The organism is Vibrio quintilis (genome assembly GCF_024529975.1).
In the GTDB taxonomy this organism is placed as follows: domain Bacteria; phylum Pseudomonadota; class Gammaproteobacteria; order Enterobacterales; family Vibrionaceae; genus Vibrio; species Vibrio quintilis.
The window spans coordinates 814,838-840,279 of record NZ_AP024897.1; the positions used below are offsets into that span (position 1 = coordinate 814,838).

The 25,442-nt window shown below is 42.2% G+C and carries 22 protein-coding genes and 2 tRNA genes; 17 read left to right on the top strand and 7 right to left on the bottom strand.

Annotation, left to right across the window (positions count from 1 at the left end):
- Positions 1–22 precede the first annotated feature (22 nt).
- On the top strand, positions 23–1,252 hold the full coding sequence (locus tag OC443_RS03990; protein ID WP_073580201.1) for an ammonium transporter: 1,230 nt from the start codon (positions 23–25) through the stop codon (positions 1,250–1,252).
- Positions 1,253–1,326: 74 nt separating this feature from the next.
- Here the strand turns inward: OC443_RS03990 and rsmC are convergent, their stop codons facing one another.
- From rsmC to hemL, 3 genes are all read right to left on the bottom strand, one after another.
- Positions 1,327–2,352, bottom strand: a complete 1,026-nt coding sequence (gene rsmC, locus OC443_RS03995; protein WP_073580200.1) for a 16S rRNA (guanine(1207)-N(2))-methyltransferase RsmC — start codon at positions 2,350–2,352, stop codon at positions 1,327–1,329.
- Between the two features lie 83 nt (positions 2,353–2,435).
- A complete protein-coding gene (locus OC443_RS04000; protein ID WP_073580199.1) occupies positions 2,436–3,521 on the bottom strand; it encodes an AI-2E family transporter in 1,086 nt (361 codons plus the stop codon).
- A 271-nt stretch (positions 3,522–3,792) separates the two neighbouring features.
- Positions 3,793–5,085, bottom strand: a complete 1,293-nt coding sequence (hemL, locus tag OC443_RS04005; protein WP_073580333.1) for a glutamate-1-semialdehyde 2,1-aminomutase — start codon at positions 5,083–5,085, stop codon at positions 3,793–3,795.
- A 414-nt stretch (positions 5,086–5,499) separates the two neighbouring features.
- On the opposite strand from hemL, the gene erpA reads away from it, so the two are divergent.
- On the top strand, positions 5,500–5,841 hold the full coding sequence (erpA, locus tag OC443_RS04010) for an iron-sulfur cluster insertion protein ErpA (protein WP_073580198.1): 342 nt from the start codon (positions 5,500–5,502) through the stop codon (positions 5,839–5,841).
- 70 nt (positions 5,842–5,911) lie between these two features.
- On the opposite strand, the gene OC443_RS04015 is transcribed toward erpA, so the two are convergent.
- Positions 5,912–7,204 (bottom strand): peptidoglycan DD-metalloendopeptidase family protein, encoded by a 1,293-nt coding sequence (locus tag OC443_RS04015; RefSeq protein WP_073580197.1) that lies wholly within the window; start codon positions 7,202–7,204, stop codon positions 5,912–5,914.
- 132 nt (positions 7,205–7,336) lie between these two features.
- Here OC443_RS04015 and tyrS point away from each other — a divergent pair, with 132 nt between their 5' ends.
- On the top strand, positions 7,337–8,524 hold the full coding sequence (gene tyrS, locus OC443_RS04020; protein ID WP_073580196.1) for a tyrosine--tRNA ligase: 1,188 nt from the start codon (positions 7,337–7,339) through the stop codon (positions 8,522–8,524).
- Between the two features lie 44 nt (positions 8,525–8,568).
- On the opposite strand, the gene dacB is transcribed toward tyrS, so the two are convergent.
- The gene (gene dacB / locus OC443_RS04025) at positions 8,569–10,011 is read right to left on the bottom strand and encodes a serine-type D-Ala-D-Ala carboxypeptidase (RefSeq protein ID WP_143169231.1); all 1,443 of its coding nucleotides are present in this window, start codon (positions 10,009–10,011) and stop codon (positions 8,569–8,571) included.
- Between the two features lie 102 nt (positions 10,012–10,113).
- Complete coding sequence (locus tag OC443_RS04030; RefSeq protein ID WP_073580195.1) at positions 10,114–11,121, bottom strand: porin; 1,008 nt, start codon at positions 11,119–11,121, stop codon at positions 10,114–10,116.
- A 609-nt stretch (positions 11,122–11,730) separates the two neighbouring features.
- Here OC443_RS04030 and greA point away from each other — a divergent pair.
- The gene (gene greA, locus OC443_RS04035) at positions 11,731–12,204 is read left to right on the top strand and encodes a transcription elongation factor GreA (protein ID WP_073580194.1); all 474 of its coding nucleotides are present in this window, start codon (positions 11,731–11,733) and stop codon (positions 12,202–12,204) included.
- Between the two features lie 68 nt (positions 12,205–12,272).
- Here greA and yhbY read toward each other — a convergent pair whose 3' ends face one another.
- Positions 12,273–12,569, bottom strand: a complete 297-nt coding sequence (gene yhbY / locus OC443_RS04040; RefSeq protein WP_073580329.1) for a ribosome assembly RNA-binding protein YhbY — start codon at positions 12,567–12,569, stop codon at positions 12,273–12,275.
- Positions 12,570–12,691: 122 nt separating this feature from the next.
- Here yhbY and rlmE point away from each other — a divergent pair, with 122 nt between their 5' ends.
- The 13 genes from rlmE (at position 12,692) to rpsO (ending at position 25,277) form a co-directional block, all read left to right on the top strand.
- Positions 12,692–13,321, top strand: coding sequence for a 23S rRNA (uridine(2552)-2'-O)-methyltransferase RlmE (gene rlmE / locus OC443_RS04045; RefSeq protein ID WP_073580193.1), 630 nt, complete (start codon positions 12,692–12,694; stop codon positions 13,319–13,321).
- A 100-nt stretch (positions 13,322–13,421) separates the two neighbouring features.
- Positions 13,422–15,377: an ATP-dependent zinc metalloprotease FtsH gene (ftsH, locus tag OC443_RS04050; protein ID WP_073580192.1), complete on the top strand. Its 1,956-nt coding sequence runs from the start codon at positions 13,422–13,424 to the stop codon at positions 15,375–15,377.
- Between the two features lie 59 nt (positions 15,378–15,436).
- Positions 15,437–16,270, top strand: a complete 834-nt coding sequence (gene folP / locus OC443_RS04055) for a dihydropteroate synthase (protein ID WP_073580191.1) — start codon at positions 15,437–15,439, stop codon at positions 16,268–16,270.
- A 17-nt stretch (positions 16,271–16,287) separates the two neighbouring features.
- Positions 16,288–17,631, top strand: coding sequence for a phosphoglucosamine mutase (gene glmM, locus OC443_RS04060; RefSeq protein WP_073580190.1), 1,344 nt, complete (start codon positions 16,288–16,290; stop codon positions 17,629–17,631).
- Between the two features lie 237 nt (positions 17,632–17,868).
- Positions 17,869–18,234, top strand: a complete 366-nt coding sequence (secG, locus tag OC443_RS04065) for a preprotein translocase subunit SecG (protein ID WP_073580189.1) — start codon at positions 17,869–17,871, stop codon at positions 18,232–18,234.
- A gap of 10 nt (positions 18,235–18,244) precedes the next feature.
- Positions 18,245–18,328 (top strand) — tRNA-Leu (locus OC443_RS04070).
- A 55-nt stretch (positions 18,329–18,383) separates the two neighbouring features.
- Positions 18,384–18,460: transfer RNA gene (locus OC443_RS04075), tRNA-Met, on the top strand.
- A 242-nt stretch (positions 18,461–18,702) separates the two neighbouring features.
- Complete coding sequence (gene rimP / locus OC443_RS04080) at positions 18,703–19,158, top strand: ribosome maturation factor RimP (RefSeq protein ID WP_073580188.1); 456 nt, start codon at positions 18,703–18,705, stop codon at positions 19,156–19,158.
- Between the two features lie 21 nt (positions 19,159–19,179).
- Positions 19,180–20,667 carry a transcription termination factor NusA gene (nusA, locus tag OC443_RS04085; protein ID WP_073580187.1) on the top strand — a complete coding sequence of 496 codons (1,488 nt, stop codon included), beginning with the start codon at positions 19,180–19,182 and terminating at the stop codon, positions 20,665–20,667.
- Between the two features lie 23 nt (positions 20,668–20,690).
- A complete protein-coding gene (infB, locus tag OC443_RS04090) occupies positions 20,691–23,444 on the top strand; it encodes a translation initiation factor IF-2 (RefSeq protein ID WP_073580186.1) in 2,754 nt (917 codons plus the stop codon).
- Between the two features lie 93 nt (positions 23,445–23,537).
- A complete protein-coding gene (gene rbfA, locus OC443_RS04095; RefSeq protein ID WP_073580185.1) occupies positions 23,538–23,930 on the top strand; it encodes a 30S ribosome-binding factor RbfA in 393 nt (130 codons plus the stop codon).
- Positions 23,930–24,868 carry a tRNA pseudouridine(55) synthase TruB gene (gene truB, locus OC443_RS04100; RefSeq protein ID WP_073580184.1) on the top strand — a complete coding sequence of 313 codons (939 nt, stop codon included), beginning with the start codon at positions 23,930–23,932 and terminating at the stop codon, positions 24,866–24,868. Before rbfA ends, truB begins: the two co-directional genes overlap by 1 nt.
- Before the next feature lie 139 nt (positions 24,869–25,007).
- Positions 25,008–25,277 carry a 30S ribosomal protein S15 gene (gene rpsO, locus OC443_RS04105; protein ID WP_073580183.1) on the top strand — a complete coding sequence of 90 codons (270 nt, stop codon included), beginning with the start codon at positions 25,008–25,010 and terminating at the stop codon, positions 25,275–25,277.
- The last annotated feature ends 165 nt before the right edge of the window (positions 25,278–25,442 follow it).

The following is a 25,442-nucleotide window of genomic DNA, read 5'->3' on the forward strand; positions in this document are numbered from 1 at the left end:
TTCTAAGGATGGAGAAACTATTATGGAATTATCTGTAACAGTAACTGAGTTACGTTACGCGCTTGACACCTTTTTCTTTCTCGTTTCTGGCGCGCTTGTTATGTGGATGGCTGCTGGTTTCGCGATGCTGGAATCAGGTTTGGTACGTTCAAAGAATACAACAGAGATATTGACGAAAAACTTCGTACTTTATGCAATTGCCTGTACCATGTATCTGCTGATTGGTTATAACATCATGTATGTTGATAACAGTGATGGCGGATGGCTTCCCTCTCTTGGCACGTTGATTGGGACTCAGGCGGAGGGTGCTGATCATTCGCTGGAATCTGATTTCTTCTTCCAGGTAGTTTTCGTCGCGACTTCTATGTCAGTTGTTTCCGGAGCTGTTGCTGAACGTATGAAATTGTGGGCTTTCCTTGTCTTCTCTGTGATTCTGACTGGCGTTATTTATCCTGTTGAAGGTTACTGGACCTGGGGTGGTGGATTCTTATCTGCTGCTGGCTTTAGTGACTTTGCCGGTTCAGGTATTGTTCACATGGCAGGTGCTGCAGCTGCATTAGCAGGTGTCTTACTGCTTGGTGCGCGTAAGGGTAAATATGGTAAGAATGGTGAGATATATCCTATTCCTGGCTCAAATATGCCTTTAGCAACGTTAGGTACTTTCATTCTGTGGTTCGGCTGGTTTGGATTTAACGGTGGTTCACAGCTGATGGTTTCTGATTTTGAAAATGCCACAGCGGTAGGTAAAATTTTCCTGAATACCAATGCGGCAGCTGCTGCGGGAGCTCTGGCTGCATTACTGGTGTGTAAATCAACCTGGGGCAAAGCTGACTTAACGATGGTTCTGAACGGTGCTTTGGCTGGTCTGGTTGCCATTACAGCAGATCCTTTATCACCATCACCTGTTTATTCAGTCATTATTGGTGCTGTAGCAGGCGTATTAGTTGTGTTCTCTATTATCGCACTGGATAAGGTTCAGGTTGATGATCCTGTAGGTGCTATCTCTGTGCACGGTGTTTGTGGATTATTCGGATTGTTGGTTGTGCCTGTAAGTAATGCGGATGCATCATTTGGTTCTCAGTTACTGGGTGCAGTAGTTATCTTTGTCTGGGTATTTGCGACCAGCCTGATTGTCTGGGGTATTCTGAAAGCAACAATGGGTATCCGGGTGACAGAAGAAGAAGAGATGGAAGGTATGGACATGCACGATTGTGGTGTTGGTGCTTATCCTGAGTTTGTTACGGTCAAATAACAATTTGTTCTTCTTAAATTGAAAAAAAACCTGCTTTTCAGCAGGTTTTTTTATTTCACTTTCTGATTGACGCTTTATTTGTATTCGGCCTGATAGATAGCAAACTTTGTATTTTTAGCCAGTGTATTGCAGTGACCAAATGATTGTTCTATCAATGGTGTGTATTTTAAAAAACTGTTGGCCACAATCATGAGCTGGCCTTGCTTATTTAAATAGCCGGGAGCCTTCGCAAGAAGCGATTCAGTGGCATGGTAGCTGGTTTCCAGACCTGCATGAAATGGTGGGTTGCTGATGATATAGTCGAATTTCTCATTGATATCAGAGTAAACATCCGAAGGAAAAACCTCTCCATTAAGCCCATTTGCTGCTAACGTTGCTTTTGCAGATTCAATCGCCAGAGCACTGACATCACACATAGAAAGGTGAATGCCTGAGTTCTGACTTGCGACAACTGCACCGATCACACCGGCGCCACATCCAAAATCCAGGACTTTACCCTGAGATGCTTTCAGCGTATCAAGCAGTAATTTACTGCCATCATCCAAACGTCCGTGGCTGAATACACCGGGAAGGCTTTTTACTGTAACTGTTTTATCCTGCACATGAATCTGGTAGGTTTCAAACCAGCTCTGAAGATCAAATGGTTGTGGAATCTGGCTGCATTCTCCCCAATAAAAAGAGCAACGGCGGGCAGAGTCATATTTATGGATTTTTCCATAGGGTTGAAACATTTTTTCAATGCTTTTAACGCCTGAGCGGTTTTCTCCGACAACAACAAGTTCTGTTCCAGTTCCGAGTTTAGACATCAGCATTGCAAGCAGATAGCTGGCTTCCTGTTTTGCTTTTGGCCAGTAAAGTAATACAACATCAGCTTCGATATGTTCGTTTAACTCAGCCCCAAAGTAAGTGTTTACTTCTTTATGCTTTTTCGACTGAAGATAGTATCCATAGTGTGTTGTAAACACTGAAACAGACTTACATATAGATGAAAGCATCACCGGGTAATGATCTTCCAGTTCTCCGGCAACAAGAACATGTTTATCCTGAAAGTAATCTTGCTGACGTTTAGCTATCTGACTGGGAGCGGTATAATTCGACATAGTTTGCTTCTGCTTATCAGTAAAGAGGCGTGATTTTCTCATAATCATCGCCTCGCTTGAAGCTGTGTTTTCCGGGATAGTGGTCAGCTTTTATCTTGCTGGTCCAGGAAGGATTTAAATTCTTCCTCATAGATATTGAAGAGAACAATGGTAATGGCAAATATCAGCGGACCATAAAGAAGCCCCATCAGACCGAACAGATGAATCCCTCCTAAGAGAGAGAAAAAAATCATGAGGGTGTTCATGCCGGCACTGCCCTGCATGAGAAAAGGTCTGAGCAAATTATCGATCGAACCGACTACAGCAATACTCCACACTGCCAGAAAAATTGCCCAGTAGGTCTGACCGGTCAAAAGTAAGTAAACACTTGCAGGAATCCAGATTAATGCTGTTCCGACAACAGGAATAAAGGAAGTAAAGCCCATCATTGTGCCCCAGAATAATCCGGGAAAGCCTGCAAACCACATTCCCAGACCACCGGCTGTTCCCTGAGCCAGTGCTGTGAGAAATGAACCCATCACAGCTGATTTGGATACTTTTTCGACCTCTGTGAGTAATTTGTCTTCCTGAGTTCGTGTCAGGGGAAGAACATGGCGTAATGTCCGGATTATTTTGTCGTGATCCCGTAAAAGAAAGAACAGGACAAACAGCATCAGGAAGAAATTCATAATAAATGCAGTTGCATCCCCGAGAATCTTCGCACTGATACTGACAATCTGAGTTCCGAACTGACTGGCTAACTGAGCAATTTTTTGAGCGACCTGAGCGGGTTCAATTTTATCGAATGGCAGATAGGAGTTGACGAATTCTAAAATATTTAAGACCCACGGATGGTTCAGAATCTCCTGAATACCGCCATGGCTTCCCCATTGGTAAAGATTTTGTGAGAATTTGAGTCCCTGCTCAATAATTGCTCCAAATACAAATAACAGAGGAATAACAATAATAAAAGTCAGGATAATGCATGAAAACAGTGACGCAAAATTCTTGTTGGCGGTGATTTTAGACTCTATTTGTTCATGAACCGGAAAAACGAGTAAAGAGATAATAAATGCAAGAATAATTGAGTTGATATAAGGTTCAATTAAGAAATAGCAGGCCGCTGCTGCAATGAGCAAAGCGACAATGATAACCCAGTGACTGGACGATATCTTGGTTTTATCTGACACGATAGTAAACTTATTTCAGGTAAAATTTATTCATTATATAATGACTGCTCTTTGGTCAGTTATCAATGGGGGTAATAGATATGGGGTGTTGTAATAACAATAAATGTTGTGATGGTGCTTCCGGAAAAATCTCTTTTCGCCGCTGGATTGGTCTTGGGTGCTTCGTTTTATTTGCTGTATTGATTATTCTCTACTGGCATTAACTCAACCTTTGTTAAGGATACTCTGTTGTCTTCAGAGTATCCCTGAGGCTTGTTCTTATATCAATTAGTTATGATTCTGAAGACATCATGGCAAAACATCGCTCAACAGCTTCAAGTGTCGCTTCTATTTCTTTTGATGAATGGGCAAGAGAGACAAAGCCCGCTTCATAAGCGGATGGAGCAAGATAAATACCATGCTGAAGCATCAGGTGGAAGAAGCGTTTAAATTGTTCAACATCACATTTGGCAACTTCTTCATAACAGGTTACTTTATCCTGCTCGGTAAAGAAGAATCCAAACATACCGCCAACCTGATGAACTAAAAGGGGAATATTGTAATCAACAGCCAGCTGTTTCATGCCATCAGCAAGTCGCTTGGTCTTTTTGGCTAAGCGTTGTTCGTTGCCTTCTTCTTTCAGTAATGTAAGGCATGTATAACCAGCAGCCATCGCAACCGGGTTTCCTGAGAGAGTACCGGCCTGATAAACCGGGCCTGTAGGTGCAATTGACTGCATAACTTCTTTACGACCACCGAATGCTCCGACAGGCATGCCACCACCAATGATTTTTCCCAGTGTCGTCAGGTCGGGCTTCACATGATAATAGGCCTGAGCTCCACCAAGAGCGACTCTGAACCCAGTCATCACTTCATCAAAAATTAATAAAGCTTTTTCCTGATCACAAATTTGTCTTAATCCTTCAAGAAAACCCTCTACCGGAGGAATACAATTCATGTTACCCGCGACAGGCTCAACAATAATACAGGCAATTTCATCTTTGTTTGCTTCAAATAAAGCCCGAACAGAGTCCAGATCGTTAAAGCGGGCTGTTAGCGTGTGTTTGGCAAAATCTTCCGGTACACCAGGAGAGCTTGGCTGGCCTAACGTCAGTGCACCTGACCCGGCTTTAACCAGCAAGCTGTCAGCGTGTCCGTGATAACATCCTTCAAACTTAATGATTTTATTACGGCCTGTGTAACCGCGGGCAAGTCGGATAGCACTCATAGTTGCTTCCGTACCAGAGTTTACCATCCGTAACTGTTCCATTGATGGGACAAGTTCAGAAACAAGTTCAGCGATGGATATTTCCTGCGCTGTTGGCGCACCAAAGCTGAGCCCCCGCTGGACTGCATCAATCACACTTTCACGAATTGCCGCATGGTTATGGCCCAGAATCATTGGCCCCCATGAGCCGACATAATCTATATAGGCTTTGCCATCAACATCGAATACCAGCGGACCGTCAGCCCGATCAATAAAAACCGGTGAGCCGCCAACACCGTTAAAAGCTCTTACAGGAGAGTTGACACCTCCCGGAATTTTAATTTGTGCTCTGTTGTATAAATCGGATGATTTGCTCATGAAGTAACCTTTTTTATCATTCGGCTCAATTTTGTATGCATTGTACTCTTCAATATCAGAAGGAAAACTTTTTTTTATCATTTCAAAATTTTTAAACGGGTATGCAGAAGGGATTCAATACTTCCGGCATTTGTGGTGCTTTCAGTTGGTTGGAGTAAATAACTTTTTAGGTGCTTTATTTTGCTGTGAGTTGGCGGAAAAAACTAAATCGAAAACATTTATTGAGATATTTTCCTTTGGCAGTCATGAAAGACCATTTGATTTTGAATCGTATCCGGATAGTTGGGAGTCGTTTGGCGGGGAAGAATACTTGAACGGATAAGTCAGGTATTAGATAATTATACCGGAAGCGTTATATCTGAATTAAAATGATTTTGTTGATACAGAATTGAATAAAATTGAAGTGAGGTCGTTGTGAGTGAGTTAAACGTACCCTTGACATTTTCTGATGCAGCTGCAAAGCGAGTTAAGTCACTGATTGCCGAGGAAGAAAACCCTGCATTAATGTTACGTGTTTATATTACCGGCGGGGGATGTAGTGGTTTTCAATATGGTTTTACATTTGACGAGGCTGTCAATGAAGGAGATACGACGATTGAAAATGAAGGTGTAACCCTGGTTGTGGATCCCATGAGTTTGCAATATCTTATTGGTGGTGAAGTTGATTATACGGAAGGACTGGAAGGTTCCCGTTTCTTTGTCAATAACCCCAATGCGACAACTACCTGTGGTTGCGGCGCATCTTTCAGCGTGTGATTTCCCTCCCCGGCAATTCTTTTGTGAAGCCTCTGAAGCTGTTTGCCTCAGAGGCATATCTAAAGTTTTCTTATCGCTTGGCAAACATTAAGTGACCGAAATGTTCCAGTTTCTGTAACCGGAGTTTTGCATTGGCAATAAATGTTCTTTTCCGGCTGCCACTCAGAGATTTAGACTGAGGAAGCTTGACGGTTCTTGGGTTTTTATGAACACCGTGAACCAGGAATTCGTAGTGTAAGTGTGGTCCGGTCACCCGGCCTGTTCCACCTAAGTAACCGATGGTTTGTCCTTGTTTTACTCGTTGACCCGTTTTTACTTTCCGGCGCTTTAAGTGAAGATATTTCGTAATATAGGTGTTGCTATGTTTGATAAAAACATAGTTGCCATTGAACTTGTTATAGCTTGATTTGATGACAATACCATCACCGGCTGCCCAGATTGGTGTACCAACAGGCGCCACATAATCGGTTCCACGGTGAGGTCTGACTCTTCCGGTGACAGGATGCAGACGCCGGGGATTAAAGTTGGATGATACTCGTCTGAAATCGAGCGGCGAACGTAAGAATGCTTTTTTCATTGCCCGGCCGCTTGCATCATAGTAATTACCAGACTTATCGTCGTAGATAGCCTTAAAAGTATCTCCCTGATTGGTAAAGGTCGCGGCAATGATATTCCCGTGTCCAACAACTTCGCCTTCAACAATTTCATCCTGATACAACAATGCAAAGTGATCGCCTTTGCGAATGTCTAATGCAAAATCAATATCCCAGCCAAATATCCCGGCCAGTTGCATGATTTGGTTTGGTGTCAGGCCAGCTGAAATTGCTGCATTCCAGAAGTTTGATGTAATGGTCGCTTCTGCATAATTGTACTGATAGTGAATTTCTTTTGTATCAAACCTGGAGGTGAACCCTTTGTCTTTTTTGGTTATTTCAAATGTTTTGAAAGGTGTCAGTGCACGTTTGAGCTGAATTAACTGATTTTTTTGATCAAAACCAAAATGAAGTTTATCCCCTGGTTTGAAATGTGTTAATTGATAATGGATATCTTTATCGCTGCTGGTTAGCTGGTACAAGAGTTTAGAAGACAGTCCTATGCGCTGAAATAACCTCGCAGCACTTTCCCCGGGCTTTACCTGATAGGTTTTCCAGTGAAGCTGAGGTTTTAACGGGATATCAGAAGAAGATGAGTCTAAGTTTTTCACATCAATAGGAACAGGATAGTGGCGTCCAATCTCTAATTGCCCCTCTTTAACAGTGAGTGTTCCTGCACCGGGTAAAAAAAGACTGACAAATGTCAGCAGCATAAAGAATCCGATCAATATTTGATGTACTCGCGGAAGACGAGCAAAAATAGATAACATAGGATTTATTCGTTTCATTCACTAGCAGTAAAAATTATAAGAATCGTAGTTTAACTGGTTTCAAAAAGCATCGCTATTCAAGTAATATGTCTGAATATTAATTTTATGCCAAATCTGTGGGAGTAATCGAGAATGGCAAGTATTGAAACCGCACTCGCTGAAATTAAGCGGGGCGTTGAAGAGTTAATCCCTGAAGCGGAGCTTATCGAAAAACTAAAAGAAAATCGTCCATTGCGTATTAAGATGGGGGCGGACCCAACGGCGCCTGATATCCACCTGGGGCATACGGTTATTTTAAATAAATTACGTACATTTCAAGAGCTTGGTCATGAAGTTACATTTCTGATTGGTGACTTTACCGGGATGGTGGGTGATCCGACGGGGAAAAATGCAACACGTCCGCCACTGACAAAAGAAGATGTGTTGAGAAATGCTGAAACATATAAAGAGCAGATCTTTAAAATTTTAGACCCTGAAAAGACAATAATTCAGTTTAACTCCGAGTGGTTATCTGAGTTAGGTACTGAAGGGATGATTCGTCTGGCTGCAAACCAGACTGTCGCTCGTATGCTGGAGCGGGATGATTTTAAAAAGCGCTATTCGAATGGGCAGCCGATTGCGATTCACGAATTCATGTATCCCTTGCTGCAAGGATATGATTCTGTTGCGATGGAAACAGATGTTGAACTGGGCGGTACAGATCAGAAATTCAATTTGCTGATGGGGCGCGAATTACAAAAGTCTCATGGTCAAAAGCAGCAGGTTGTTTTAATGATGCCTTTGCTGGTCGGCTTAGATGGTGAAAAGAAAATGTCTAAGTCTGCGCATAACTATATTGGCATTTGTGAAGCACCTGGTGAGATGTTCGGTAAAATCATGTCTATTTCTGATGATCTGATGTGGTCATACTATGACCTTCTTTCATTCAAACCTCTATCAGAAATTGAACAACTGAAAGAAGAAGTTTCAGGTGGCGGGAATCCAAGGGATGTGAAGATTCTTTTGGCGAAAGAAATTATTGCACGTTTTCATTCTGAGAATGATGCAGATGCAGCTGAGCAGGAATTTATTAATCGCTTCCAGAAAGGCGCGATTCCTGATGAAATGCCGGAGTTTTCTTTTGAATCTGGTATAGCTATCGGAAACTTGTTAAAAGACTCAGAGCTGGTGAATTCAACTTCTGATGCAATGAGAATGATTCGTCAGGGGGCCGCTAAAGTTGATGGCGACAAGATTGAAGATACAAAATGGATACCAGGCGAAGGTACATTTGTATTCCAGGTTGGTAAGCGTAAATTTGCCCGCGTGACAATCAAATAAAATAGTTCACATCGTGAGTTGTTAAGGGGCATTTAGCCCCTTTTTTATTGCTTCCTGCTGACGATTTGACTTTTCTGAATGATGTCACTGTAGAATTTCTCCTCAAAATCTTCCAGAGAGCGATCCTTCTTGTCTTGTTCCGGCGTTATTTCCGGAAAATAATCAGAAATGAACTGAACGAACAGAACCGTTGGACTTCCCTGAGCATTGAGACCATAACCCGCCATATTATAGCTTCCATATATTGATCCGCTTTTAGCTGCCAGATGGCCTTTAATACTGGACATCTGCATACTTCTTCTGTATTTCAACGTGCCATTTTTTCCTGCAACCGGTAATGATGAGATTAAGTGTAATTCTTTATCATGTTGCCATATATAACGGAGTACGGATGCCATTTGATTCGCCGTTAAGCGATTATTTCTCGATAAGCCTGAGCCATCTACCAGCTGGGCATTCTGGAGATCTAACTGAGCTTTGGATAGCAGGATTTGCTTAATCGCTTCGGTTCCGTTTGCAAAACTTCCCGGTTGCAGAAAAAACTGATGTCCCAGCATCTTAGTCAGATTATTTGCGATTAAATTATCCGATTTTCTTAACATCACTTTGATTAATTCGGATAAAGGTTTTGAATCATGATGTGCAATTTTTTGTATTGATGTATGCGGAAATGGTGGTTTTCCCAGGCGAACTTCTCCTAGGAGGCGAATATTCAGCTGACTGAGGATTTTGTACACAGTGCGTTTTGTATATAGATCTGTGTTTTGAAGGGCAAACTTCAGGGGCAATGGTTTTGCTCTCTCCTTAATACATCCAGAGAGCAGGTAGTGATTTTCCTGATCTGCATGTAATTCCAGATCGCACAATTGCTGTCTTTTTTCCTGCTGTGAAACTGTTCGTGCCTGAGTTGAAATGTGAATTGGATATTGTTCCGGGATGTAAACCCGGGTTTTCCCATTTGGCAGTGTATAGATTGAGCCGGGGACACAGTTTTTATCTAATGTAATCACGCTTGAGGGCGCACTGTAACATACACCAAGTATGTCCCAGGGCCAGCCAATTGCACGTTCATATCCGGCAAACAAGGAGTTATCCAGCCAGAGGTTACCTTGTATGGTATGGATTCCTTTCTTTTTCAGTTGGTGCAACAGATGTTTCAGGTCTGCGGTCATCAGTTGAGGATCTCCGGAGAACTGAAGAATGAGGTCGTCCTGAGATTGAAGCAGATTGGTTCGGAAACGAAATTGATCACCTAACTCCAGTTTAGCAGCTAGCGCAGTAAGCAGCTTCATGGTACTGGCCGGAGGATAGAATGTATCACTCCTGACATCCACAGCCCGGCTGGCAGTGTCCAGAGGCTCAACAATCAAGGAAGCACGGGAAGTTGGGGGCAAAATTGAGGTCACATTATAATTACCGGCGTGAGCAGGAAAAGTAAGAAAACTTTCCAGGGTAAGAATAAAGAGCAGGCGAATCATCAGGGGCATAAGTCTATCTAAAAAAATTACAAGGCCCTGTTAGTATAACCAGATGAAAAAACGTCTGCACCAGGCAGACGTTTAAAAGTAGTTTATCAGATCAGACTTTGATTAGAAATCGTAGCGAAGACCTAACACTGCTTCATCTTCAGCAGCTGCATTACCAACTTCATCATCGTCAAGCATGTTGAAGTCATATGATACATAACCACGGAAGTTTGGCTTGAAGAAGTAAGCAACTTCAAAGGCTAAGTTGTCAGAATCAGCAAATTCGTCACTTACTGTACTGGAAATGTGGCCGTCATCTACCTGACCATTATTATAAGTCACATAAAAAACAGTTTTTTCCATTTTATAAGATGCAGCTAACTCAAAACCATCATAGTCGTTATCTGTGTTGTCAAGGTCAGCAGCAGAATACAGTGCAGAAACATACAAATCATTCCAAGTGTATGAAGCTGTCAGCATCCATTGGTTAGCCTTATCATCTTCATCTGCATAACCCAAACCAATTGCTAAACCTGTATCTGCTACAGTGTAAATACCTGACAAAGAGAATGCATCGGCATCATTATCGTCAATTGAATCATATGACTCATCACGATCAGCAAAGCGATAGGCTGCTTTAACGGACAAATCGTTAAAATCACCTTTATAAGCCAGCAAGTTATCAATACGATCTGCTGAATTAAGTTTATCAGATGCTTTTGCACCGTGATAATCCATGATATCAGTGAAATCAGTAATTACACCTAAAGCTGCATCATTTTTACCGTAGGTAATCTCACCAAAGTTACCACCGAGACCAGCATAAGCATAGCGATGCTCGATAGATGAACTATCGTCATTTTCATTGCCATCTTCGTCACGATCACTTGTAGTGTATTCAGCTTCGTAGAAACCAACACCGTACAGGTCATCACTGATTTCCTGTTTGCCTGAAACATTAATACGTACACGGCTTTTATCCAAAACATCACCGTCTTTGATAGACATACGAGCTTCAGCACGACCACCTAATGTTAGCGTAGTGCCGTCTTGGTTATATAGTTCACCAGCGTTCACACCAGTTGCCACTGCAGCACCTGCAACCGCAAGAGCAATCAGAGTTCTTTTCATCTTGTTAATCCTAATTTACTGTCCATAAACGTTGAGGAACAAAAAAGTTGACTGAGATAAAGCCTGTGCATTTCAGAGCAACCCTCGTTCATCACTTATATACAAAAATAAAGTCCAATATCGGATTCTGTGAAATCGAACTGTTTTAGTCTACTTCTCAAAATCCTAAAAAATATTGAACTTTTATCGTATTGCGTAACTTAGTTGTACATGCAAACACTCCAAATTGGTTAGTAAAATGTTGTAAATCTAATGATAGAACGATGTTTTATTTAATGTAAAAAAATATCAAATGAATGATTTTAAATGACTTTTTTGTTTTTTTGGTTCAGGTTGTTGAGTGTGAAAAAGCAGAGTGGTTTTATTTTTTTTTACGACTTTTGAACTTCTGTCTCTTTTGTTTACTGTGGCAGAGATCAAAAAAAACTCCAGTGTAAATGTGCGTGGTCATACTTGCCGGAAAGATTTGTTACTGAGACTTGAATTTGAGTGATTTAGTCACCAAGTTTGTTTACACTTACTAAATTATTTTTTTGTTTTAACTACCCGGCCATTTTTAGTCGGGTGGTTTTATTTTGTTCAAAGATTACTTTGTTTTCGAGGTAAATAATGGAAAAAGTCCCAATGACAGCCCGTGGCGAAGAGCTGCTGCGAGAAGAGCTTGACAGACTCCTGAAGTTAAGGCCAAAAATTTCACAAGCAATTGCCGAAGCCCGGGAGCTGGGTGATCTTAAAGAAAATGCTGAATATCATGCAGCTCGTGAAGAGCAGGGAATCTGTGAAGCACAGATTCGTGATATCGAATATAAGCTCTCTGTTGCTCAGATTATTGATGTCACAAAGCTTGAGAATACAGGGAAAATTATTTTTGGCTCTACGGTTAGCCTGGTTGATGTTGATACAGAAGAAGAGAAGCGTTACCAAATTGTTGGTGATGATGAAGCTGATATCAAGGCTGGGCGTATTTCTATTAGTTCTCCCATTGCCCGGGGGTTGATTGGTAAGATGGAAGGGGATGAAGTCGTTATCAACACCCCCGGAGGAGAAAAAGTATTTGAAGTTGATTGTGTTGATTACATCTAGAAATACAGGTAACAGGCTGATGTAATTTTCACTGTACATGAATAATAAAAGCCGCAATGTGGCTTTTATTATTTTCTGGGTAATTCAATTTTTCGTTCTTCTGAAACCCGGTAAAGTACTAAGACTTTTCCTATAGTTTGAACTTGTTCCGCTTTCGTTTCCCGGACTATGGCGTCAATAATTAATTTCTTTGTCTCTCTGTCTTCAGAAGCTACTTTTACTTTGATGAGCTCATGGTGATTTAAAGCAAGTTCAATTTCTGCAAGTACAGCTTCTGTCAGTCCATTAGTACCCATTAACACAACTGGTTTTAAGTGATGTGCAAGGCCTTTAAGATATTGCTTCTGTTTAGTGCTTAAATTCATTTTTATGGTCAAATAATTATATTTCAGGGTTGAAAAGTGCCATTTTAGCGCCATCTATGGCAGAAGACTACATGTTCTCCCATAGTTTCTTATAATAGAACAAAATTTAGTTTGGTAAGGAAATGAGTAGAAAAAAGCATTCGGCAAGTTCTGGCCGGTGGTTAAAAGAACATTTTAATGATAAGTATGTGAATGATGCAAAGAAGAAAGGTTATCGTTCTCGTGCTATCTTCAAGTTAGATGAAATCCAAAGTAAGGACAACCTTATCCGGGCTGGAATGACGGTTGTCGACTTAGGAGCTGCTCCCGGAGGCTGGTCTCAGTATGCAGCAGGACTAACTGGTGAGAATGGGCAGGTTATTGCTTGTGATATTTTACCGATGGATTCTATTGCTGGTGTTGCCTTTTTGCAGGGAGATTTTCGTGAAGAGTCTGTACTGAATGCTTTATTGGATAAAATCGGGCCGGATTTAGTTGATGTTGTTATGTCTGATATGGCACCCAATATGGCCGGTAATCTTTCTGTCGATCAACCGAGAGCGATGTATTTAGTTGAGCTCGCTTTAGATATGTGTCGACAAGTACTTGCCGCTAATGGTAGTTTTATCGTGAAAGTCTTTCAGGGAGAAGGGTTTGATCAATATATGAAAGAAGTTCGGAGCTTATTCAGGACAGTAAAAGTCAGAAAACCGGATTCATCGAGGGCTCGTTCCCGGGAAGTTTATCTTGTAGCTACTGGTTACAAAGGTTAACTATTTTATCAGGGGAAGTCGTAGTTGACATTGTAGCTACGTGCTAGAATCTGTAGTACCCTACCTTTTAATTACAACTAGTTATCGCGAGGCTTACACCTTGAGTGATATGGCAAAAAATCTAATATTATGGCTTGTTATCGCTGTTGTTTTAATGTCTGTATTCCAAAGTTTTGGACCAGGAGACAGCAGTGGAAGAGCGATTGATTATACAACTTTTGTGAAAGAAGTCGGACAAGGTCAGATTCAGGATGCGCAGTTTAAGGATAGTGAGATCACTTTTACCCGCAGGGGAAGTAGTGCGCGCTACGTTACCTATATGCCTGTTTATGACCAAAAACTTCTTGATGACCTGATTAACCAGAATGTAAAAGTTCAGGGAACACCTCCTGAAGAGCAGAGTTTATTAGGAACTATTTTTATTTCCTGGTTCCCGATGATCTTGTTAATTGGTGTCTGGATCTTCTTTATGAGACAGATGCAAGGTGGCGGTGGTAAAGGCGCAATGTCATTTGGGAAAAGTAAAGCCCGGATGATGACAGAAGAGCAAATAAAAACGACGTTTAGCGATGTCGCTGGTTGTGATGAAGCAAAAGAAGACGTAAAAGAATTAGTTGATTATTTACGTGATCCCAGTCGTTTCCAAAAACTTGGTGGTAAAATCCCAACTGGTGTTTTAATGGTTGGTCCTCCAGGTACAGGTAAGACTCTTTTGGCAAAAGCTATTGCCGGTGAGGCTAAGGTTCCGTTCTTTACTATCTCGGGTTCAGACTTCGTCGAAATGTTTGTTGGTGTTGGTGCTTCGCGTGTTCGTGATATGTTTGAGCAGGCGAAGAAGGCTTCACCCTGCATTATTTTCATTGATGAAATTGATGCTGTGGGTCGTCAGCGTGGTGCTGGTGTCGGTGGTGGCCATGATGAACGTGAGCAGACATTAAACCAGATGCTGGTTGAAATGGATGGATTTGAAGGGCATGAAGGAATTATTGTTATTGCTGCAACGAACCGTCCTGACGTACTTGACCCTGCACTTCTGCGTCCCGGACGTTTTGACCGTCAAGTTGTGGTTGGATTGCCGGATGTCAGGGGACGAGAGCAGATCCTGAAAGTTCATATGAGAAAAGTTCCGGTAGCCGGAGATGTGGATGCTTCTTTGATTGCCCGTGGAACTCCCGGATTTTCCGGTGCGGATTTAGCCAACCTGGTGAATGAAGCTGCTTTGTTCGCAGCCCGTGGAAATAAGAGAAATGTTTCCATGGTTGAATTTGAACTGGCAAAAGACAAAATCATGATGGGTGCAGAGCGCCGCTCTATGGTTATGTCTGAAGAGACGAAAGAGTCGACGGCTTACCATGAAGCTGGTCACGCGATTGTCGGGCGTCTGGTCCCTGAACATGATCCGGTTTATAAAGTATCAATTATTCCCCGGGGGCGTGCTTTAGGGGTGACAATGTATCTCCCTGAGCAGGACAGAATTAGTATGTCACGCCAACATCTCGAATCGATGATTTCCAGCCTGTACGGTGGACGTCTTGCAGAAGAGCTGATTTATGGCGTTGATAAAGTTTCAACTGGTGCATCTAATGATATTGAGCGAGCAACTGACATTGCCCGTAAAATGGTAACGCAATGGGGATTTTCAGAAAAATTGGGTCCTTTACTTTACACGGAAGAAGAGGGTGAAGTTTTTCTGGGGCGTAGTGTAACCAAAACAAAGCATATGTCTGACGATACCGCTAAATTAATTGATGATGAGATTCGAAAAATCATTGACAGAAATTATGAGCGGGCAAAAGCTATCCTTGTTGATAATATGGATATTATGCATTCGATGAAAGATGCATTGATGAAGTATGAAACGATTGATGCGGGTCAGATTGATGATTTAATGGATCGTAAAGAAGATATCCGGGATCCTGCTGGTTGGGTTGAGCAGGATCAGGTGGCCCAGGATAAGAATAAATCCGGTGAGAAATCAGAAAATGATGAATCGGAATCAAACTCTTCATCTGATGAGAAAGAGTCAGAGAGTAACACCACTTCTCGAGACGAATAATTAGTTATATTAGTGAAGCCCCGGGTTACCTCGGGGCTTTTGTCGTTATGGAAAACCAAATGAAAACTCAAACATCAATGGGAATGTTAGATTTATCGTATCCACACATTATGGGTATTTTAAATACAACGCCTGATTCTTTTTCTGACGGTGGAAAATACTATTGCTCTACAGAAAAAGCGTTGAAGCACGCGGAGTCAATGATAAGGGCCGGGGCCTCTGTTATTGATGTCGGAGGTGAGTCGACCCGACCGGGTGCAGTTGATGTCTCATTAGAAGAAGAACTTCGCCGTGTTGTACCTGTTGTTAAGGCGATAAAAGAAAAATACAAAGTTTGTGTTTCTGTAGATACAAGCAAACCTGAAGTCATGAAACAGTCGATTGATGTTGGTGCAGATCTTATCAATGATGTCAGAGCGCTCCAGGAACCGGGGGCTATAGATATTGTTGCTGAAGCAAACATTCCTGTTTGTTTGATGCATATGAAGGGGAATCCTCAGAATATGCAGACCAATATCAGCTACAACGATATTTACGATGAAGTCTGTGCATTCCTGCAGCAAAGAATCAATATTTGTCTTCAAAAAGGGATCAAACAAGAGAATATTATGATTGATCCCGGGTTTGGTTTTGGTAAGACCTTAGAACATAACTATCATTTACTGGCAAATTTTGAAAAATTTCATGAGCTGGGATATCCGCTTTTGGCTGGCCTTTCCAGAAAATCGATGTTTTATAAGTACCTTAATAAACTCCCTGAAGAATGTACGATTTCCAGTGTTGTTGGTGCCTCGGTAGCTATGATGAAAGGTGCTCATATCGTGAGGGTGCATGATGTTGAGCAGACAGTTGAGGCAATGAAAATAGTTCAAATGATGAAATACAATCAATAATAAGCAAAGGAATTTTTATGTCTGATCAACGACAATATTTTGGGACTGATGGCGTTCGGGGAAAAGTTGGACAATTCCCTATCACACCTGACTTTGTAATGAAGTTGGGCTGGGCTGCCGGACGGGTTCTGGCTAAGCAGGGAAGTAAAAAAGTTATTATTGGAAAAGATACGAGGATCTCAGGGTATATGCTTGAATCTGCTCTTGAAGCAGGTTTAGCTGCAGCCGGCTTACAAGCCACTTTTACCGGTCCTATGCCAACACCTGCGGTTGCTTATCTGACTCAAACATTCAGAGCTGAGGCCGGTATTGTTATTTCTGCGTCTCACAATCCTTATGACGACAATGGTATTAAGTTTTTTTCATCTGAAGGACAAAAACTCCCGGACAGTATTGAATTAGAAATTGAGCAAGAGTTAAGTAAAGAGATTGAATGTGTTCCTTCAGCTCAATTGGGTAAAGCAGCCCGGTTAAATGATGCAGCAGGAAGATATATTGAGTTTTGTAAAAGTACATTCCCATCAGAATATAGCTTAACCGGGTTAAAAATAGTTGTTGATTGTGCTCATGGTGCAACTTATCACATTGCTCCAAATGTTTTTCAAGAGCTTGGTGCTGAAGTTGTTGCTATCGGTGTAGAACCCAATGGTTTGAATATTAATGATAAAGTTGGCGCTACAGATATTAGACAGCTTCAGGCCCGGGTATTGGAAGAAAATGCTCACCTGGGATTAGCATTTGATGGTGATGGTGACAGAATTATTATGGTTGATGAAAAAGGCCGTAAAGTAGATGGTGACCAGATTGCTTATATGATTGCCCGGGATTTGAAGAGAAAAGGTCAATTACATGGTGGCGTTGTTGGCACTCTTATGTCCAATCTGGGTATGGAAGTTGGACTAAAAGAGCTGGGTATTCCTTTTGTCCGTGCAGCTGTAGGTGATCGTTATGTTATGGACAAGTTATTGGAAAATGAGTGGAAAATTGGAGCAGAGAATTCAGGACATGTAATTCTGTTAGACAAAGTTACAACCGGAGATGCAATTGTTGCTTCCCTTCAGGTCCTGGCTGCACTTGTCGATAGTCATAAGTCCCTGAGTGAGTTATCTGATGGAATGAGGCTTTTTCCACAGGTCCTAAAAAATATCTCCTTCCAGGGGGAAGTTAATCCTCTTGAAGCCCCTGATGTAAAAAATATTGTATTGGTTATTGAGAAAGAACTGGGCGATAAAGGTCGGGTACTTTTGAGAAAATCCGGAACAGAGCCTTTACTTCGGGTCATGGTAGAAGGAGAAGATAAGGAACAGGTTGAATTATCAGCACAACGCATCGTTGATGTCATCCAAAATTGTTGCTCATAACTGCCCATTTCTTGGGAGGATTTAATGTAATTTATCCTCCCTTTCAAAATGATATGAACGAATGTGCTTTTTTTAGCCGTTTAAGTATGAGATTTAAAAAAAAGTGTCATCATCTCTTGCTAGTTGTAAATCCTTCCGTTAGTATTGCGTCCACTTCCAGAGGGGAGTCGCTGGCTTTATTCTATAATAAAAATGAGAATATTGCTGGCTCAACAATTTAAAACATAGGTGGATGATATGTTTTCTGCTCTACTTGTGATTTACCTGCTGGCAGCAGTTGCTATTATTGGCTTAGTGTTGATTCAACAAGGTAAAGGCGCAGATATGGGAGCCTCATTCGGTGCTGGTGCCTCAAATACAGTATTTGGCTCCGGTGGCTCTGGTAATTTTTTGACCCGGATGACTGCTTTTTTTGCTGTTGTATTTTTAGTCGTTAGTTTAATTCTTGGTAATTTGTCTACGCATAAGGCAAAGTCTCAATGGACTAACCCAACGTCTGGTGAATCAGGCGAGGTGGTTAAAGAGAGCCCAAAAACTGATGATATTGGTGAGATTCCTGTTAATTCCAATAAATCGGATAGCAGCGAAGATATCCCACAATAAAGATAGATTTGCCGAGATGGTGAAATTGGTAGACACACTAGCATGAGGTGCTAGCGCCTATGGTGTGAGGGTTCGAGTCCCTCTCTCGGCACCATTGTTTACAAACTTGTAAAAGATGAAGGCAAGCGTATAATGCTGTCTCAGTCGGACGCGGGGTGGAGCAGCTTGGTAGCTCGTCGGGCTCATAACCCGAAGGTCGTCGGTTCAAATCCGGCCCCCGCAACCAATAATAATATAAAATGTTGGTTACAGGTTTGAGGGTACTGAATTTTTGTAGTGCTCTTGTTGGATTCAAAAATCCAACCTTAGGGTCCAGCATATTAGAAACCCCGGCTATCGGGGTTTTTTAATATCTGAATTTTTGATTTGATACATTTGTATTGATGTTTCTGAAAAATCAAAAAGTTAGATGATGCTTGGAATTGAAATTGGGCTGAAAGCCCTTTTTTTGTTTCTGGAGTTGTTTGAATGACTGGTTTAGAAAGACAATTAACTGAGTTGCTTCAGGCACCAGTAATTGCATCTGGCTATGAGCTGGTGGGATTGGAGTTTATTCGTGCTGGAGCGCACTCAACGCTTCGTATCTATATTGATCATGAAAACGGTATTACTGTAGATGATTGTGCGGAAGTGAGTCGCCAGGTTAGTGCGGTACTTGATGTTGAAGACCCAATTTCAGTGGCTTATAACCTTGAAGTTTCTTCTCCGGGTATTGATCGACCTCTATTTAATGCCGGGCACTATGAACAATTTATCGGTCACGAAGTAAATATCGTTTTGAAAATGGCAGTTGAAAATCGCCGTAAATGGAAAGGTGTTATCCAGTCTGTTGATGGAGAAACCATTGTGATTACGATTGATGGGCAGAATGAACAATTTGCGCTTAGCAATATTTCAAAAGCTAATCTGATTCCCAAATTTTAAGTCTTAAAGAGGCTGGAAATAATGAGTAAAGAAATTTTAGCGGTAGTTGAAGCTGTTTCAAATGAGAAAGCTGTACCTCGTGAGCGTATATTTGAAGCACTTGAAATTGCGTTGGCAACATCAACCAAGAAGAAATATGAAATAGATATTGATGTCCGTGTTGCGATCGACCGGAAATCAGGAGAGTTTGAAACATTTCGCCGGTGGCTGGTTGTAGAAGAAGTTCAAAGTCCAACAAAAGAGATTTCATTTGAAGCTGCCAGTTTTGATGATGACTCTATTGAGTTAGGCGACTTCATGGAAGAACAGATAGAATCAGTAACTTTTGACAGAATTACTACGCAAACGGCAAAGCAGGTTATCGTACAGAAAGTGCGAGAAGCTGAACGTGCTCAAGTTGTTGAACAATTTATTGATAATGAAGGTGAATTAGTCACTGGTGTTGTCAAAAAAGTAAGCCGGGATTCAATCATTCTGGATTTGGGAAATAATGCTGAAGCAGTTATTCTTCGTGAAGACCAGCTTCCCAGAGAAAATTTCCGGCCGGGAGATCGTGTCAGAGGTTTATTGTTTGCAGTAAGACCTGAAGCGCGTGGTTTCCAGCTATTTATAACGCGTTCTAAACCAGAAATGCTGGCTGAGCTTTTCCGGGTTGAAGTTCCTGAAATCGGAGAAGAACTGATTGAACTGAAAGGTGCATCAAGAGATCCGGGTTCAAGAGCGAAAATTGCAGTAAAAACCAATGATAAGAGAATTGATCCCGTGGGTGCATGTGTCGGGATGCGTGGTGCACGTGTTCAGGCTGTATCCGGAGAGCTCGGTGGAGAACGTATTGATATCGTTTTGTGGGATGACAATCCTGCTCAGTTTGTTATTAATGCAATGGCTCCGGCTGATGTAGCGTCTATTATTGTCGATGAAGACGCACATTCAATGGATATCGCTGTTGAAGCTGAAAACTTAGCGCAGGCAATTGGACGTAGCGGACAAAATGTTCGTTTAGCATCTCAGTTAACTGGCTGGGAATTGAACGTGATGACTGTAGAAGATCTACAGAAAAAACATCAGGAAGAATCGTTGGAGTCTATTGAGACGTTTGTTAAATACCTTGATATCGAGCAGGACTTTGCAGAATTGCTTGTTGAAGAAGGTTTCTCTACTTTAGAAGAGATCGCTTACGTACCAGTGAATGAATTACTTGAAATCGATGGATTAGATGAAGATTTAGTTGAAGAGTTAAGAGCTCGTGCTAAAGATTCATTGACCACAATTGCACTGGCTCAGGAAGAGTCTTTTGATGGTAAAGAACCTGCGGAAGATCTCTTAGGACTTGAAGGGTTAGAGCGTGAGCTGGCATTTAAGCTGGCAGCTAAGGGTGTAGTTACATTGGAAGACTTAGCAGATCAAGGTATTGATGACCTTGAAAATATTGAAGGACTGACAGAAGAGCGTGCCGGAGAGTTAATTATGGCAGCACGTAACATCTGTTGGTTTGGCGAAGACGCGTAATTTCAGCAAGGGGAGGAAGCGGTATGACACAACTTACAGTCAAAGCACTGAGTGAAGAAATTGGTACACCTATTGACCGCTTATTAGAGCAACTTGCTGACGCAGGAATGGCCAAAACAAGTACAGATCATGTGACTGAGGATGAGAAGCAGAAACTTCTGACTTTTCTTCGCAAAGAACATGGAGAGGCGTCACCTAAAAATGAGCCAACTCGTTTAACATTACAGCGAAAGACCCGAAGTACGTTAAGCGTAAATGCGGGTGGTGGTAAAAGTAAGAATGTTCAGGTTGAAGTGCGCAAAAAACGAACGTATGTTAAGCGTAGTACAATCGAAGAAGAAAAGCGTGAAGCTGAAGCTGAAGAAAAAGCAAGGTTAGAAGCTGAAGAGAAAGCGGTGCGTGAAGCTGAAGAAAAAGCGAAGCGTGAAGCCGAAGAAAAAGCAAAACGTGAAGCTGAAGAAAAAGCAAAACGTGAAGCTGAAGAAAGAGCAAAACGTGAAGCTGAAGAAAAAGCAGAACGTGAAGCTGAAGAAAAAGCAGAACGTGCAGCTGAAGATAAAGTGAATCGTGAACATAGTAAGCAGAAAGCAGCGCTTTCTGATGAAGATAAATTGAAGCAAGAGGCAGCGCGAAGAGAAGCCGAAGAACTGAGGCGTCGTCAGGAAGAAGAGTTGAAGCGTAAAGCTGAGGAAGATAGTCAGCGTCAGCTTGAAGAAGCTCGTCAATTGGCTGAAAAAAATCAAGAGCGTTGGTCTGCTGCAGAAGAGAATAAAGGTGATATGGAAGAAGAATATACAGATTACCATGTAACGACTTCGCGCTATGCCCAGGAAGCCGAAGATGAAGCAGACCGCCGTGAAGAAGGACGTCGTCGTGCTAAGGTGAAGAAGAAAGCTTCTGATGATCAAAACCAGGACAAGAACACCAATCGTTCTCGTGGTAACAGAACAAAACGTAAAGGCAAAATATCAAAACCTTCGTCAATGCAACAAGGGTTTGATAAAAATGCCACTGTAGCTAAGCAAGACGTTGTTGTCGGTGAAACAATTGTTCTTTCAGAATTAGCTCAGAAAATGTCAGTAAAAGCGACTGAAGTCATAAAAGTCATGATGAAAATGGGTGCGATGGCAACCATTAATCAGGTGATTGATCAGGAAACGGCTCAGTTAGTTGCTGAAGAAATGGGACATAAAGTTATCCTGCGGAAAGAAAATGAGCTGGAAGAGGCTGTTCTTTCTGATCGTGATAATGATGCTGAAGCAGTTTCCAGAGCACCAGTTGTGACAATTATGGGTCACGTTGACCATGGTAAAACATCTACACTGGATTATATTCGACGCGCGCATGTTGCGTCGGGAGAAGCTGGTGGGATTACTCAGCATATCGGTGCGTATCATGTTGAAACAGACAATGGCATGATCACTTTTCTGGATACTCCGGGACACGCAGCGTTTACTGCAATGCGTGCGCGTGGTGCTCAGGCGACAGATATTGTTGTTCTGGTGGTTGCAGCTGATGATGGTGTCATGCCACAGACAATCGAGGCGATCCAGCACTCAAAAGCGGCAAACGTTCCTTTGATTGTTGCCGTTAACAAAATCGATAAGGAAGAAGCGAATCCTGATAATGTGAAAAATGAACTGGCACAGTATGACATCATCCCTGAAGAGTGGGGTGGTGATAATATGTTTGTTCATATTTCTGCGAAACAGGGTACAAACATTGACGCTCTTCTGGAAGCGATCCTTCTTCAGGCTGAAGTTCTTGAACTGAAAGCGATTGAAGATGGAATGGGGTCAGGTGTCGTTGTTGAGTCTCGTCTTGATAAGGGACGTGGACCTGTTGCAACTATTTTGGTTCAGGCGGGTACTTTACACAAAGGTGATATTTTACTTTGTGGTCAGGAGTACGGCCGGGTCAGAGCGATGCGGGATGAATTAGGCAATGAAGTGCTTCAGGCGGGTCCTTCGATTCCTGTAGAAGTTTTAGGCCTTTCTGGTGTTCCAGCTGCTGGTGATGAAGCGACAGTTGTTCGTGATGAGCGTAAAGCCCGTGAAGTTGCAAACTATCGTCAGGGTAAATTCCGTGAGGTGAAGCTGGCGCGTCAGCAGAAAGCGAAGCTGGAGAATATGTTCTCGAACATGGCTGCTGGTGAAGTCGCTGAGCTGAACGTTGTGCTTAAGGCCGATGTTCAGGGTTCTGTTGAAGCGATTAGTGATGCACTTCTGAAGTTGTCAACAGATGAAGTCAAAATCAACATTGTGGGTTCAGGTGTTGGTGGTATCACAGAAACTGATGCAACTTTGGCTGCAGCATCTGAAGCAATCGTATTAGGCTTTAATGTTCGTGCTGATGCATCTGCGCGGAAGACCATTGAAGCTGAAAATCTGGACTTACGTTACTATTCGATCATCTATCAGTTGATCGATGAAGTGAAACAAGCCATGAGTGGTATGCTTGCTCCTGAGTTTAAGCAGGAAATTATTGGTCTGGCTGAAGTTCGTGATGTATTCCGTTCACCAAAAATTGGTGCAATTGCCGGCTGTATGGTTACAGAGGGATTGATCAAGCGAAATAATCCTATCCGGGTATTGCGTGAGAATGTGGTTATTTTTGAAGGTGAGCTTGAGTCTTTACGTCGCTTTAAAGATGATGTTCCTGAAGTGAAGAGCGGATATGAATGTGGTATCGGCGTTAAGAACTATAATGATGTTCGCGTTGGTGACCAGATTGAAGTATTTGAAACTGTTGAAGTAAAACGTTCAATTGATGATTAATCGATAGTTGTTTCAAGACAGTATTGGTTGTTGAATACACCATGGGGGGCTGGTTTTCCATCCCCCCATTCTTTCTGTATATAAGAGAAGAAAATGTCAAAAGATTTTAGTCGTACGCAGCGTGTTTCGCAGCAGCTGCAAAAAGAATTAGCGATGATTTTACAAAGAGATGTAAGGGACTCCCGCCTGGGAATGGTTACTATCTCAGAAGTAAAAGTATCCCGGGATTTAGCAGTTGCTAAAGTATATGTGACTTTTTTATGTACTGGCGAGCAAACACCGGAAAGCTGTTTAAAGGCTTTAAAAGAGCATGAAGCCCATATACGGATGATGCTTGGAAAGAAAATTCGGTTACGTCTGACACCTGAAATCCGGTTTGTATATGATGATACGCTCGTTGAAGGGATGCGGATGTCTAATCTGGTGACCCAGGCTGTCAGTGATGACTTGCGTAAAAAAGATCAATCTCAGGGAGAAGATGAATAATGGCTCGTCGTCGTAAAGGGCGTCCGGTTGATGGTATTTTGCTCTTAGATAAGCCGGAAGGCATTTCTTCGAATGATGCTTTACAAAAAGTTAAGCGTATTTACTTTGCTGAAAAAGCTGGCCATACCGGTGCGTTGGATCCACTGGCAACTGGCATGCTGCCAATATGTTTGGGTGAAGCAACCAAATTCTCTCAGTTTCTTCTCGATTCTGATAAGCGTTATCGGGTTGTCGCCAGACTGGGGATCAGAACCAATACTTCTGACTCGGATGGCGAAGTAATCCAGGAACGTTCTGTAGATGTGACGCCGGAGCAGTTGGATCAATGTATTGACCAATTCAGAGGGGAAACTGATCAGGTGCCTTCTATGTTTTCGGCACTAAAATATCAGGGACGTCCTTTGTATGAATATGCCAGAGAAGGGATTGACGTTCCGCGGGAGTCCCGAAAAATTACAGTTTATGAGGCGAATCTGATTCGTTTTGAGCATGATGAAGTAGAAATGGATATTCATTGCTCAAAAGGTACCTATATCCGAACGATTGTCGATGATCTTGGGGAAATGCTTGGTTGTGGCGCGCATGTTATCAAGTTACGCAGAACAGCAGTCGCACAGTATCCGGCGGAGAAAATGATCACGCTTTGTGAGCTGGAGTCCTTACTTCAGGAGGCTCAGCAAAAGGAAGAACCCCCAAAGAATTTGCTTGATCCCTTACTTCTGCCTGCAGATACTGCTGTACAGTCATTGCCTGAAGTGAATCTCATCCCTGAATTAGCCGAGATGGTTCAGAAAGGGCAGGCCGTCCAGATTTTGGATGCTCCGGATAAAACACAACTTCGCTTAACGAAGGGTGATGAGAGAATATTTATTGGTGTTGGAGAAATGAATGATGACGGGAAAATAGCCCCTAAACGTTTAGTGGTTTTCCGTTCATAAGGTGCTTTTATCAACTCGGATTTGCAGGAATTCTTTTGTTGCCTGTCACCTTTAATTTCTCTATAATCCCCGCTTCTCGTGTCGGCTGAATCAGAGATTGGCTGGCACATCTTAAAATCTAAACTCTCAGGAGAAAATTATGTCTCTGAATGCTGAAACTAAAGCAGCAATTGTTGCTGAATATGCGCGTGTTGAAGGTGATACTGGTTCACCAGAAGTTCAGGTTGCACTTTTAAGTGCTTCTATTAACCATCTTCAAGGTCACTTCAAAGAGCACAAAGGCGATCACCATAGCCGTCGTGGTCTTTTGCGTATGGTTTCTCGTCGTCGTAAGCTTTTAGATTACCTGAAAGGTAAAGATCTTGGGCGTTACCATGACTTAATCAAGCGTCTTGGTCTGCGTCGCTAAGATATGTTTGAAAAAAAGGGGCTTAAGCCCCTTTTTTTACGTCTGAATTTAACAAAATTCAACATGAGTAGTTTATACTACCGGGCATTAAAGCTGCCTGAATAGCTTTAAAGAAACAGACTCAGGGTATTGCAGTCACCGAAGTCGGCCAACAGGTCGCGGCTA